The 12,509-nt window shown below is 71.1% G+C and carries 10 protein-coding genes; 6 read left to right on the top strand and 4 right to left on the bottom strand.

The genetic code is table 11. The annotated features are described in order from the left end of the window. The first annotated feature begins 54 nt into the window (after positions 1-54). The 4 genes from VI078_01765 to VI078_01750 are packed head-to-tail and all read left to right on the top strand — an operon-like array spanning position 55 to position 4,658. Positions 55-1,080 (top strand): cytochrome c biogenesis protein ResB, encoded by a 1,026-nt coding sequence (locus VI078_01765; protein ID HEY5998015.1) that lies wholly within the window; start codon positions 55-57, stop codon positions 1,078-1,080. After that, positions 1,073-2,851, top strand: coding sequence for a tetratricopeptide repeat protein (locus VI078_01760; GenBank protein HEY5998014.1), 1,779 nt, complete (start codon positions 1,073-1,075; stop codon positions 2,849-2,851). The genes VI078_01765 and VI078_01760 overlap by 8 nt, the downstream gene beginning before the upstream one ends. After that, positions 2,848-3,300, top strand: coding sequence for a hypothetical protein (locus VI078_01755; GenBank protein ID HEY5998013.1), 453 nt, complete (start codon positions 2,848-2,850; stop codon positions 3,298-3,300). Before VI078_01760 ends, VI078_01755 begins: the two co-directional genes overlap by 4 nt. After that, a complete protein-coding gene (locus VI078_01750) occupies positions 3,297-4,658 on the top strand; it encodes a glycosyltransferase family 39 protein (protein HEY5998012.1) in 1,362 nt (453 codons plus the stop codon). Before VI078_01755 ends, VI078_01750 begins: the two co-directional genes overlap by 4 nt. Here VI078_01750 and VI078_01745 read toward each other — a convergent pair. Both VI078_01745 and VI078_01740 read right to left on the bottom strand, forming a co-directional pair. After that, complete coding sequence (locus VI078_01745) at positions 4,573-6,414, bottom strand: tetratricopeptide repeat protein (GenBank protein ID HEY5998011.1); 1,842 nt, start codon at positions 6,412-6,414, stop codon at positions 4,573-4,575. The two genes, VI078_01750 and VI078_01745, sit on opposite strands and share 86 nt — an antisense overlap. 30 nt (positions 6,415-6,444) lie before the next feature. Beyond that, positions 6,445-8,370 carry a tetratricopeptide repeat protein gene (locus VI078_01740; protein HEY5998010.1) on the bottom strand — a complete coding sequence of 642 codons (1,926 nt, stop codon included), beginning with the start codon at positions 8,368-8,370 and terminating at the stop codon, positions 6,445-6,447. A gap of 101 nt (positions 8,371-8,471) precedes the next feature. Between VI078_01740 and VI078_01735 the strand changes: the two genes are divergently transcribed. Next, positions 8,472-9,296 carry a cupin domain-containing protein gene (locus VI078_01735; protein ID HEY5998009.1) on the top strand — a complete coding sequence of 275 codons (825 nt, stop codon included), beginning with the start codon at positions 8,472-8,474 and terminating at the stop codon, positions 9,294-9,296. A gap of 26 nt (positions 9,297-9,322) precedes the next feature. On the opposite strand, the gene VI078_01730 is transcribed toward VI078_01735, so the two are convergent. Together VI078_01730 and VI078_01725 are read right to left on the bottom strand one after the other, a co-directional pair. Then, a complete protein-coding gene (locus VI078_01730) occupies positions 9,323-11,053 on the bottom strand; it encodes a hypothetical protein (GenBank protein ID HEY5998008.1) in 1,731 nt (576 codons plus the stop codon). Further along, positions 11,050-11,217, bottom strand: coding sequence for a hypothetical protein (locus tag VI078_01725; protein ID HEY5998007.1), 168 nt, complete (start codon positions 11,215-11,217; stop codon positions 11,050-11,052). Before VI078_01725 ends, VI078_01730 begins: the two co-directional genes overlap by 4 nt. 105 nt (positions 11,218-11,322) lie before the next feature. Between VI078_01725 and VI078_01720 the strand changes: the two genes are divergently transcribed. After that, entirely contained in the window at positions 11,323-12,486 is a 1,164-nt protein-coding gene (locus VI078_01720) for a hypothetical protein (GenBank protein ID HEY5998006.1), read from the top strand. The last annotated feature ends 23 nt before the right edge of the window (positions 12,487-12,509 follow it).

The raw sequence follows: 12,509 nt of genomic DNA, 5'->3' as shown, positions 1-12,509 counted from the left end.
GGAGACGAGCGCCGGCGGCGTTGACAACCCCGCGACCTGCCCCGAGAATCGGGTATGCTGCGGCGGGCGTGGGAGCAGGCCCACTCGATAAAGCTGGCGCTGGCGCTGATGCTGCTGTGCGCGCTGTTCAGCGTCCCCGGCACGCTCGTGCCCGCGGACCGGGCTGAGCAGTTCTATCGCGAGACCTTCGGCGCCGGGTTCCCGGCGTTCGCGCGGGCGGTGGGGCTCCTGGACGGGTACCGCAGCCCGCCCTTCGTGGCCGTCGTGGCCCTGCTTGCGGTGAACGTCGCCCTCTGCACCTGGCGGCGTTTCCGCGCCCGGAGCGCGCACGCGGCCCGCCTGGGGTGGGTCCTGACCTGCTCGGACCTCGTCCTTCACCTTTCCCTGATCTGCGTGATGGCCGGCGGCGTGGGCAAGGCGCTGTGGGGGTTCGTCGGCACGCAGTACCTGTTCGTTGGCGTGGAGACCTCGAGCGCCTATGACCCGCGGACGAAGGCGGACGTGCCGCTGGGCTTCACGCTGCTGGCCCGCGAGCGCACCGAGGAGTTCTACCCCCTCCAGCTCAGAATGGGCATCCGGGACGCGGCCGGAAGCAAGGTCGCGCTCCTCGAGCTGGCCGAGGGGCGGCCGGCCCGGCTCCCGGACGGCTCCCTGACCGTGTCGGTGCAGGGCCTCGACGCGGGGAGCGGCACGGTGCGCCTCACCGTCGAACACGACGGCCGTCGCGATGCTGCCGAGCTGGTGCTTCGCGAGGGCGCGCCGCCGGTGTCGCTCGGGGCATACCGGGGCTCGGTCGTGGCGTACCGCCGGGAGCTGAAGTCCGTCGGCGTCCGCGTTGCGGTCCTCGAAGGAGGTCGGGAGGTCAAGCAGGGGTGGCTGCGCATGAACGGGCGACTGGCCCACCGCGGGACGAGCGTCTTCCTCACCGGCTGGGGACGCGACGAGTTCGGCAGCGAGTACGTGGGCGTCCAGGTCTCGCGCGACCCGGCGGCCCCGCTCTTCTGGATCGGGTGCACGCTCTTCGGGGCGTCGACCCTGGCGCTCTTCGCGTCCCGCTCCCTCAAGGGGCGCCGTGCCTAGGGCGGGCACCGGACCCGGGAGCACGGACCGCCGGCGCACGCTCGTCCTCGCGCTGATCCTGGCGGCCATGACGGTCGCCGCCTACGCGCAGGTGCACAACCTCCCGTTCATCCCGGGCGACGACCGCGCCTACGTCTCGAAGAACCCCGTTGTCCTCCAGGGGGTGACCGCGAAGGGGCTGTGGTGGGCGCTGACCTCCCTCGACAACGCCAACTGGCACCCGGTGACGTGGGTGTCCCACATGCTGGACGTGCAGCTCTTCGGCCCGGCACCGGGACGCCATCACCTCGTCAACGCCGCCTTCCATGTCCTGGACGCCGTCCTCCTGCTTGCGCTGCTGGCGAGGCTCACGGGCGCCGTCTGGCGCGGCGCCCTCGTGGCAGCCGTCTTCGCGCTCCATCCGCTGCGCGTCGAATCCGTGGCGTGGGTCGCCGAGCGCAAGGACCTGCTGTCCGGCGCGTTCTTCCTCCTGACCGTCGCGGCCTATCTCTGGCACGTCCGGCGCCCGGGAGAGCGGTCCTTCCACTGGGTCACCGCGAGTTTCGCCCTCGGGCTCATGAGCAAGCCGATGCTGGTGACGGTGCCGGCGCTGCTGCTGCTCCTCGACCACTGGCCGCTCGGGAGGGCGTCCACTCGCGGCCGCACCGCGGAATACCTCGCGAGCCTCCGGCCGCTCGTGCGCGAGAAGCTGCCCCTGCTCGCGCTGAGCGTCCTCGACGCGTTGCTGACGCTGGCGGCTCAAGCGCGCGGCGGGGCGGTGGCCTCGCTGGGGGCCGCGGACGCGGCGGACCGGCTGGGAAACGCCCTGACGTCCTATGTCGCATACCTCGGCAAGGCGTTGTGGCCGGCAGGGCTGGCGGCGTTCTACCCCTACCCCCAGGACGGCATACCGTGGCAGCGCGTCGTCGGGGCGGCCGTGCTCCTGGCGGCGGCGTGCGGGCTCGCCTTCCGCGAGCGGCAACGGCGGCCGTGGCTGCTCATCGGCTGGCTCTGGTTCCTCGGGATGCTGGTGCCGGTGCTCGGGTTCGTCCAGGTCGGCGGCCAGGCGAGGGCCGACCGGTACACGTACCTGCCCCTCATCGGGGTGCTCGTCGCCGCGACATGGAGCGTCCCGGGGCCGCACCTGCGCCGTCACGTCGCCGCGGCGCTCCTGCTCGCGGCCGCAGGGCTGGGAGCGCTGGCGGGGATGACCGAGGCGCAGGTGCGCTACTGGCGCGACGGCGTCACCCTCTATCGTCACGCCCTCGCCGTGAACGCGAGGGACCCGCTCTCGCACTTCCGGATCGGGCAGATCCTGGCCGAGGAGGGCAGGTTCGACGAGGCGCTGTCCCACCTGCGCGAATCCGTGCGCCTGGCCCGCGACGGCGCCCGGCAGGCGTACGCCACGGGGCTCTTTCTCGAGGACCTCGGGCGCGGGGGGGGCGCCGTGGCCTTCCTGGAAGAGGCGCTGAGGATCGAACCGCGCTATCCCCTCGCGCACTTCATGGCCGGGCTGATCCAGGCGAAGCACGGCGCCTTTCCCGAGGCTGCGGCGCACCTGCGCGAGGCCATCGCGCAGGACCCGGGCTTTGCCGAGGCCCGGTACCAGCTCGGCGTCGTCCTCGCCCAGGCCGGCGATCTCCAGGGGGCGGTCGACAATCTCTCGGCGCCGTCGGTGCTGTCGTCTCCCCTGGCGGCGCAGGCGCACTACAATCTCGGCGTGGTGCTCGAGCAACTGGGACGGCGGGAGGACGCCGAGGCGCACTTCCGCGCGGCGGGAGGGCGGCGATGAGGGGCCCCCACAACCCCGGGGGGCTTGCGCGGCCCGCCCGCGCGGTGGCAGCCGTGCTCCTCCTCGCGGCCGTCGCCGGCGCCGCCGTCGAATGCAGCCGGCGGTTCGACGAGGTAAGCCTGTGGCGGCACGGGCCGGCCGACGCGAAGGAGTACCTGCACTACGGCCCCTACCGCGAGGTGTTCGCGTACGCGGACGCCCACATCCCGCCGACGGCATCGCTGCTGCTGTTCTCGGAATGGGACCCGGCGCTGCTGCCGTACTACCTCTATCCGCGGCGGATCTGGCAGGTCGATGTCGAGCCGGAGTACAACCACGTCCTCATGCGACTGCCCCCGTCGTCCTACCCGCGGCGCGATCCGGGGAGCTTTGCCGTGGACTGGGTCCTGTGGCTGCGGGACGTCGACGGGACCCTCGTCCCGGAGTTTCAGGAGCGGCGCCAGCCGTGACCGCGCTCGTCCCGCTTGTCGCCCTCTGGAGCGCCGGCCTCCTCCTCCTGCGCTGCTGGGGCCCCGACGTGGACCGCAAGCCCGCAAGGTGGCCGCCGGCGGCCGCCGAGAGCATCGGCCTCGGGGTGGCCGTATCGTATCTGGTCTTTCTCTGGGGCGTCTGGGTGCGCCCGGCTGGCGCATCCTGGCTGGCGGTGGTCCCGACGCTTGCGGCGTGCGCCTGCCTCCTGCGCCGCCGGCGCGCGGAAGGGACGGAGGGGGCGGCGCCTGCCGCTCCCTGGACGCTCGGCGAGAAAGGGACGGCCCTGGCCGTGGCGTTCGTGCTTGCGACACTGCTGGCCCTCCTCTTCGCCACGCCTCTGCTGGACTGGGACGCCCGCATCCTCTGGGCGCTCAAGGCCAAGATCCTCGCCGCGGAGCGCACGCTGGTCTCCGACACGTTCCGCGACCCCTACCGGCTGCACATCCACCCGCGATATCCGCTGCTGGTGCCGTGGCTGGCGTCGCTTCCCGCGCAGGTCGCCGGGCGCTTCCGCGAGGCGCACTTCCAGGCCGTCGCCGCGCTCGCTGCCCTGCTCGGCGTGCTGCAACTGTACCGGATGGCCCGCTCGTGGGGATCGCGGCAAGCGGCGCTGCTCGCCGCATTGCTCCTGGTCCTCACGGCGGGCTGGCAGCGCAGTCTCTTCGCGGCGGGCGTGGAGCTGTGGCTGAGCCTCTTCCTGCTGCTGGGCGTGCAGGCGCTCTGGCGCTGGCTCGAGCGCGGCCACGCCGCGGACCTCTGCCTCGCGGGCGTCTACCTCTTCGGATGCGCCTCGGTGAAGAACGAGGGGCTGGTGCTGGCCGCGTCGCTGGTCGCCGGCCTCGGCCTCGTGCTCCTCGCGCGCGGCTGGGGCGGCCGCCGGGACCTCGCAGCGCTGCTCGGCCTCCCGGCGGTCTGGTGTGCCTTGATGTCCGTCTGGTGGTGGCACGTGCGGTTCATCCCACCGGTGTCCGACGAGAACTACCTGGCGCGGCTGCGGCCGGAGAACCTGCCGGAGGCGCTCGGGCGCCTGCCGCTGCTGGCGCGGGAACTGGCGGCCCACGCCCTCGACGTCGGCACCTGGCACCTCATCTGGGTGACGTTGCCGATCGTCTGCTTCCTGGTCTGGCGGCGCGGGGCGCGTTCCGATCCCCAGGGGTTGCTGCTGGTCGCGACGTGCGCGCTCTACGGCGCGGCGATCGCCGCGGTCTACCTGTTCACCCCCTGGCGGGACCCGGCGCTGCAGATCCAGGTCACCTTCGACCGGGTCTTCCTGCCGCTGCTGCCGCTGGCAGTTCTCCTGATCCTCCGGGCGGCGCCGTGCCGTCCCCGCGCGTGATCCGCCGCGCGAGATCGAGGTTCTCGCGCGCCTCGACGCACGCCGGGTCCAGCTCGAGGACGCGGCCGAAGTCGTCCGCCGCCGCGGAAATCTGCCCGAGCTCCACGTGGACGAGGCCGCGCTCGAAGAGCACCGACGGCTCGTCGGGCGCCAGCGCGAGCGCGGCGTCGAAACGCCGCAGCGCCTCGGGGAAACGGCGGAGCTTCGCGAGCCCCCGCCCCAGGTTCAAGAGGGTCTCGACGTCCCGCGGGTTTACCCGCAGGTTCGCCTCGAACTGCGCGATGGCCTCCTCGGTCTGGCCGAGCCGCGCGAGCGCGAGCCCCAGGTTGTAGCGCCCGTCCTGGTAGGCGGGCCAGATCTCCACCGACCTGCGGAGGAGGGGCACCGCCTTCGCGGGCTCTCCGCGCAGGAGGTACTCCGCCCCCAGCATGTTGAAGCCCGTGAAGTTCCTCGGGTCGACGGTCACGACGCGCGTGAAGAGGGTGATCGTGTCCCTCCAATAGGCGGACTGCAACCGCGTGCAGGCGAGCAGCGCTGCCACGGCAACGACGCCCGCTGCGACGGCGGCGGCCTTTGCGCGACGGACCGGACCGGCCAGCGCCGCGATCTCCCAGACGACCGCGAGGCAGAGGCCCACGCTCGGCAGGTAGCTGTAGCGGTCCGCCATGCCCTGGAGGCCGACCTGGACCAGGCCGAGGACCGGGACGAGCACGCCCAGGTACCACAGCCAGCCGGTCAGCAGCCAGGGGTGACGGCCGCGCCGGGCGACGGCCAGGGCCGTGACGAGCACGAGGAACGCCAGGCTGGCCGCCAGCGTCAGCAGAGGAAGCGTGGTGCGCGGATGCACGTAGAACGGGATGAGGTCGAGCGGGTGGAAGAACGTGTATACGTACCGCAGGTAGGAGATCAGCACGTTCTCCATGCGTGCCGCGGGCGGGAAAAGGCCGGCCGAGATGATGGCCCCGCCGTGGTGCTGCGCCAGGTAGGTCACGGCGCTCGAGGCGGCGGCGAGCAGCATGAGCGGGGTCTTCTCCACGACCAGGCGGACGGCGGCCCCGCCGGCGTGCCGGCCCTGGCACGGTGCCGCGCGAAACCGGCCGAGCGGCCACCAGTCGAGCAGCAGCAGGACGAAGGGCAGCGTCACCAGCATCGGCTTGGCCATCAGGCCGAGCGAAAGGAAGCCGGCGACCGCCAGGAAACGCCCGGTGCCGGGGCGCCTCACGTAGCGCAGATAGGCCGCCAGCGTGACCATGCCCAGGAGCACGGAGAGCACGTCCTTGCGTTCGCTGACCCAGGCGACGGACTCCACGCGCTGGGGGTGGACCGCGAAGAGGGCGGCCGCCAGGAAGCTCGGCCACGGGGCGCCCGTCATGCCGCGGAGCAGGACGAAGAGCAGAACGGACGTCCCGACGTGGATGCCGAGGTTTACGAGGTGGTGCGCCCCGGGGCTCATGCCGAAGAGCGAGACGTCCAGCATGTGCGAGATCCAGGTCAGCGGGTGCCAGTTGGCGGCGAGGAATGACGTCAGGGCCCAACGGACCCCGGCCGCGTGAAGGCCCTTCTGGACGACCTCGTTCCCGGTGACGTAGTGGGGGTCGTCGTAGCCGAGGAAGCCGGCGCCGCCGACCGGGAAGAAGGCCGCCACGGTCGCCGTGGCGACCAGCAGCGCCATCGCCGCCGCGAGCCACCGGCGATCCCCTCCCGAGCGCGTCGGGCGGGGGAGGGCCGGCCCGAGACGTCCGTCGGCGCCGCTCATGACGGCCATTCTATAGGAAGAGGACTGCGGTCAATTGCCTTCGGCCTGGAGGGAGGTCAGCCGCTCCCGCGCCCTTCGCACCCAGTCCGCCTCCACGCCGGCGGCCTCTGCGACGGCAATGTAGCGGCGCCAGGCGTCGATCGCCCTGCCGCGGTCCAGCTTCTCGAGCGCGACGGCGAGGTTGAACAGCGCAGGGTACATCTGCGGCATCAACGCCGCGGCCCTCTGGTACGCATCCGCCGCGCGTGCGTAGTCCGCCGCCTCGAGGTAGACGTTGCCGAGGAGGTTGTAGGCGCCGGCCGATCGTGGATCCACCTCCAGGGCCTTGCGCGCCATGCCGCGGGCCGCCTCCCGCTCGCCCTTCGCGAGCAGGACCGTCCCCAGGTTCTCGTACGCCCCGAGCAGCGAGGGGTTGAGCGCGAGGGCGGCCCGCAACTCCGCCTCGGCCTCGTCGAGCCTGTCCGAGCCGGTGAAGAGGGCGCCGAGGGCGGCGTGGGCATCCGCGAGCGGCTGCAGCTCCAGGGCGCGGCGGTATTCGGCCTCGGCCGCGGCGGTGTCCCCCGTGCGCTCGTAGATGGTCCCGAGCAGCAGGTGGTTGAAAGGGTCCGTGGGGGCTTCGCGCACGACCCGGAGTGCCAGGGGTCTTGCCTCCTGCGGCGGGAGGGCGCCCGCGTAGACGGCCATGGCGTGCGGATCGTTCGCCGAGATCTCGAGCTCCCGCCGAAAGAGCGTCTCCGTGTCCAGCCAATCGGCGTTGCGTCGAAGCGTGAGGATTCCCAGGAGGGCGAGGACACCGAGGAAGACGGCCTTCGAGGCTGCCGCTACCAGGGGCGTCCGCACGGCAGGTGCGATCCTCGTGAGCGCCGACCGGGCGCCCAGCAGCAGCGACGCGAGGACGACGCTGAAGCCTCCGAGGGGCAGGTACATCACCCTGAGAGCGACGAGGACGCCGGTCGGGATGACGACGTTCGTGACAGGGAGCAAGCAGATGAACGGCCAGAGGATGAAGAAGGCCAGCGTCGTGTTCCGCGTCCGCAGGAACCACGCCCCGGCGACCAGTCCCGCGAGAAACAGGGCCGACAGCGCGACCGCGGGCTCGGCGAACGACGTTGCCAGCGAGATCGTGTTGAAGTCGTAGTAGACCTCGAGATCCTTCGGCCAGAAGACGATGCGCCAGTAATAGGCGATCCCTTTCGCCATCGTGAAGGCGACCGCGGTCCGCGGGATTCCGTCGAAGAATTGCGCGCCCGGCGCCGGGCCGAGGGCGCCAAGGACGGCGTACCTGACGGCGAGATATGCCAGGAGCGCTCCCCAGTGTCCGGCCAGCGTCCTGAGCGTGGCTCTGAACCTCCCGCCCTCGAAGAAAAAGCTGTGTGCCAGGACGAGCAGGGGCAGGACGATTGCCGTCTCCTTCGAGAGCAGGGCGAGCAGGAACATTGCGGCCGAGAGGTGCAGCCGCCACCTGCCGGCCGCCCGCGTCCAGTACAGGTGCAGGGCGGCGATCGCGAAGAGGAACGAAAGCAACTCCGCGCGGCCGACGACCAGGTCGACGGCCTCGGTCGCTGCCGGGTGGACGGCGAAGAGGGCTGCCGCCAGGAAGGGCAGGGCGGGGTTGGCGAAGGGGAAGAGGCCGAGCAGGCGGAAGAGAAGGACGACGTTGCAGCAGTGCAGGAGCTGGTTGACGAGGCGGTAGCTCCAGGGGGACTCACCGGAGACGAAGTAGTTCGCCGAGAGGGTGAGTAGCGTCAGCGGCCGGTAGAGGTTCGACCCCGGGATTCTCCAGTAATCGTGGGTGAAGATCTCCGGGACGCGGGCGAGCGTCCGGATCCTCGCGTCGTGCGCGATCACCGCCGCATCGTCCCCGGAAAACTGGTTGTGCCAGGTGTTGGCGTAGACGACGAAGGCGAGCAGGAAGAGGACTGCGATTGCAGCGCGGCCCTTCGTCAGTGACATCATTCATGAATGCTACCACGCCGTTTCCCCCCGCGCCTCGCGCCCCGCGCCGTCCGCCGCTCGTCGTTGACACCGTCGAGCGCGCGGGACTACAGTCGTCCCCGATGTCGAAGCGCACGACTCGGCTGGCTGCGGCTGTGGCCTTCCTGGCGCCACTTGTCCTGTTCGCGGGACCGCAGCGCGCGCCCGCCGCCCCGACGGGAGAATCGGCCCTCCTGCTGTTCGCCAGTCCGGCGCAGGACGTCAAGCGGCTGGTGGCCGAAGCGCCCGAGAACACCGATCTCAGCGAGACGTATTTCGGGACCCCCGCGTTCGGCGTCCACATGCACATCATGGGGCCGGGGCAGCACTGTCCCCTGCACCTGCACGGCAAGGGTTACGAAGCGGCCGTCATCGTCGCGGGGACCGGCGAGGTCAGGAGCGGGCCGCCGGCCGCCTCTGGAAAGAAATCGCGTGCCAGCTCGTTCACCGTGGCGCCCGGGGACATCGTGATCAGCCCTCCGGGGAGCAGCCACGCCTTCTTCAACACGACATCCGGCGGGCACCTCGCCACACTGGTGATCTCGTCGCCGCCGTTCACCGGCAATCTCTATCTGACGCCGGATGACCCGCGGGCGGTGGGCGGGCCGTCCCCGACCGTCGAGCACCTCGGCCAGGCCGCGGCGGTCGGCCCGGGGGGGATCGTCCGGCGGAAGCTGCCCTTCGCCGCGGCGGTCGGGCTCGCGCGGGTCGACATCGCCGCCGGGCAGCGCTGGACGCTCACCCGCAACGCGCTCTTTTACGTGGCGGCCGGGACCGGCTTCGTGTCGCTCCCCGGCGCCAACGTCCCCTTGGAGCCGGGATCACTTGTCGGCGTGCGGGCCGGCACCGTCGTCGCCGTTGCGCCGATCAGCAACCGGCCGCTCTCCCTGGTCGAAGTCGGGTTCTGACGTCTCGCCGGCGTCCGGGACGGGGCTCAGCGCGCCGGCGGCGGGCGGCGCTCCGGCCGAGCGGCGAGCCGCTGCGCCACTGACCCGAGGAACGGGTCGCTCGGGTACTGCCGCATCCCCTCACTGAGAAAGCGCGCCGCCAGCGCCGTGTCGCCGGCGCCCAGCGCGGCCATGGTCAGGCCGCGGAAGTCCTCGAGGAGGATGAGGCGGCCGGGGTCGATGCCGGCCACTTCCCGGCGCACTTCCTCCGGCGCGACCTGGCCTGCGAGGAAGAGGTCCTCAGGCGACTCCCGATAGCCCAGGTACATCAGCCCATGCTCCCGCTCGACGTCCCTGTTGAGCGACGACGGCCGGAGATAGACGTAGGAGACCCCGTCCATGTACACCGGCACCCAGCCGATCGCGGCGAAGCGCGAGCCTGCGTCGAGGCCGTCGCCGAAGGGCATGCGGTCCACGATGGCATACTCGACCTGGTAGTGGTCCATGAGCGCCTGCCATGGGCCGCCGCGCGGATCGCCAAAGGCGTCGAGGATCTCGCGGAAGAACGCCGGCGGGTAGAAGGGTACGCGTCCGTCCTGGAACACCGGCCGCCGGGGCCAGAGCCGCCAGATCAGGTAGCCGCCCTGCGCGAAGTCGTTGTACATCTTCCCGGCGAGATCGTTGTCCTCGACGAAGCGCGCGGCCCCCTCGGGCAGGTGCTTCCAGTTGACGCCCCAGCCGAAGCGGTTGATGACGAAGACCGACCGTGCCTCCAGCGCCACCGCGGACGCCGATACCACGCCAAGCAGGCACAGGGCGGCCGCGGCCGTCGCGCCGCGCCGTCGCGCCTGCAACCCCAGCCGCGCCTCCTCGAGCGCTTGGATCAGCCCAGGCAGCGCCACCATGGCGAACTTCGGGATGACGCGCATCGCGAAGATCGCCACCGGGAGGAACGCGACCACCAGAAGCGGGTCCAGAAAGCGCCGCCTTTTCCAGTGGGCCGGGATCGCCGCGATCGCCATGGCGGCGAGCAGGAAGAAGAACGGGTCATCGTGCAGGTTCGCCCGGCGGAATTCGTTCAAGGGGAGCACGCTGGTGACGCCCAGGTGAAACACCGCGTCCTGATAGGGGTACCAGCCGTTGGGGTTGACCAGCGAGCCCGCCAGGAACGCGGCGGCCGCGACCGCCTCCCGGCGCGCGCGGTCGCGCTCTCCCTGCAGCAGCGTGGCAAGGGCGACGAGCATGGCCGCCGCGGCGCCGAACACGACGCCCGAGTGGCAGTTTGCCCAGACGCAGGCGACGACGAACAGTGCGAGGGCCGGCCGCCGGAGCCTGCGCTCGCGCAGGTTCAGGAGCAGGGCCAGGCCGACGTAGGTGACGAGGTGCGGGCGGGGCGTGAAGCGATACCACGAGGCCGCGGCCGCCAGCGGCAGCAGCAGGTGGAACGCTGCCGGCGTTGCTCCGGCGCAGCGCCGCCGGATGGTGTCCCAGGTCAGCAGGAACGCCGCCGCCACCAGTACCGCCGGCACCAGCTCCACCCCGGTGAGTCCCAGGGCGCGGTCGGCGAGGGCGAGCAGCGCGTCGAAGGCCCACTCGGTGATGCGCCACGGGTAGTTGGGCCAGGTGTGCGAGAAGGTGTTCATGGTCGGCAGCCCGCGCGCGAGGATCAGCCGCCCGCTGGCGAGGTGCCACCAGAGGTCGGGGTCGAAGAGCTTGACGGAGGTGAAGAACAGGGCGACGGCGCCGCCGTAGACGACGGGCCAGGGAAGGCGCCTCATTGGTCGGTCCGATAGAGGAAGATCGAGTAGCCGATCCTGGCGATCGGCCTGCGTATCCGGAACGCCGCAAAGAAGCGGGGCGGCGTCCCGGCGCATGCGGCACGGCGATGCGCGACCGCGAGGCCGCCGATGCCAGCGTCGGCGATGACGTAGTGTTCCCTCATGGACGGCCGCGATTGTCTGGCCGGAGGCGCCCGGAAGTCAACGGTCGGCGGTCCCGCCTTCCGAGGCTGATTGACACGTCTGCATCCAGCGCGGAGAATCGCAACATGCCGAGTGATGTGCGCGAACAAGGCGCGTCCGCGCCGCGCGCGGTCCGGCGTGTGCCGCGCCTTGCGCTGGCGCTCGGAGGTGTCGCGTTCGGGGTGAGCGTCGTCGTGTTCCTCGAAGGGGCCGCGAGCCTTCTGCACGCATTCCGGGCGGCGCGCGAAAGCCTTCCCGTCGCCGAGTGGCGCTATTGCACCTACGATCCCGATCTCGGGTGGGTTGCCAGGCGAAACGTCCGCGCCGCAGATCTGTATGGGCCAGGTCGCGGCGTGGCCACCAACGCCCGCGGGTTCCGTGGCGCGGCGGAAATCGCGCCCGGGCCGCCGCCCGGCAAGATCCGGGTCGTCTGTTCCGGCGACTCTTTCACGTTCGGCTACGGGGTGGACACCGAGGATGCCTGGTGCAACCGGCTGGCGCGGATCGATCCGCTCATAGAGCCGGTGAATATGGGGCAGGGCGGCTATGGCGCCGACCAGGCGTACCTCTGGTACATGCGCGACGGCGCGATCCTTGAAGATGACATCCAGCTGCTGGTATTCGATGGCTTGATGTTCGAGCGCATGCAGCAGACCGAGACACTCGGATTCGGCAAGCCGGTACTCGCGCTCGAGCACGGTCGACTGCTGACGAAGAACACGCCCGTGCCTCGACGGTCGAGCATCTGGCGTTACCCCGGGATCTACCCCCTGGTCTCGGGGGTGCGGTTGCTGCGGCTCACCGAGGTGGCGCGCTCTTTGCGCCGGCCCGCGGCGGAGAGCGAGGTTCTGTCGGCGTCGTACCTTCCGGCGATTGTCCAGGCTCTCGTCGAACAGCTCGCCCACGCACACCAGCAGCGCAATCGAGTCTTCGCAGTCGTGTACTTGCCGCTCCACGATGACTGCTTCGCAAACACCCCGACCTACCTCTATTGGAGCGCCTTGCTGCGCGATACGGCGGCCCGTACCGGGGCGATCTTCATCGATCTCGTTCCGGACTTCCGGCAACTGCCGGGCGAGGAACTCGAGGCCCAGTTCATCTCAGCCGGGGATACGCCGTACTTCCAGGCGGCCGGGCATCTCTCTGCCGCGGGGAATCGCTTTGTCGCCAGCCGAATTCACGCCGCCCTGGGCTCTGACTCGCGCGTGAACGCGCTTGCCGCCAGTGTTTCGTATCAGAAGTCACGCTAGTACATTGGTCATGTACGCTCTCT

The organism is bacterium, assembly GCA_036524115.1.
Taxonomy (GTDB): Bacteria; JAUVQV01; JAUVQV01; order JAUVQV01; family DATDCY01; genus DATDCY01.
Note: the sequence above shows the minus strand (reverse complement) of the source record. Positions and strands in the feature narration are given on the sequence as shown.

Excerpts from the sequence above, each read along its gene's own strand:
- VI078_01765 (HEY5998015.1), top strand. The coding sequence starts at position 55 with ATGCTGCGGCGGGCGTGGGAGCAGGCCCACTCGATAAAGCTGGCGCTG.
- VI078_01755 (HEY5998013.1), top strand. The coding sequence starts at position 2,848 with ATGAGGGGCCCCCACAACCCCGGGGGGCTTGCGCGGCCCGCCCGCGCG.
- VI078_01745 (HEY5998011.1), bottom strand. The coding sequence starts at position 6,414 with ATGAGCGGCGCCGACGGACGTCTCGGGCCGGCCCTCCCCCGCCCGACG.
- VI078_01740 (HEY5998010.1), bottom strand. The coding sequence starts at position 8,370 with ATGATGTCACTGACGAAGGGCCGCGCTGCAATCGCAGTCCTCTTCCTG.
- VI078_01735 (HEY5998009.1), top strand. The coding sequence starts at position 8,472 with ATGTCGAAGCGCACGACTCGGCTGGCTGCGGCTGTGGCCTTCCTGGCG.
- VI078_01730 (HEY5998008.1), bottom strand. The coding sequence starts at position 11,053 with ATGAGGCGCCTTCCCTGGCCCGTCGTCTACGGCGGCGCCGTCGCCCTG.
- VI078_01725 (HEY5998007.1), bottom strand. The coding sequence starts at position 11,217 with ATGAGGGAACACTACGTCATCGCCGACGCTGGCATCGGCGGCCTCGCG.
- VI078_01720 (HEY5998006.1), top strand. The coding sequence starts at position 11,323 with ATGCCGAGTGATGTGCGCGAACAAGGCGCGTCCGCGCCGCGCGCGGTC.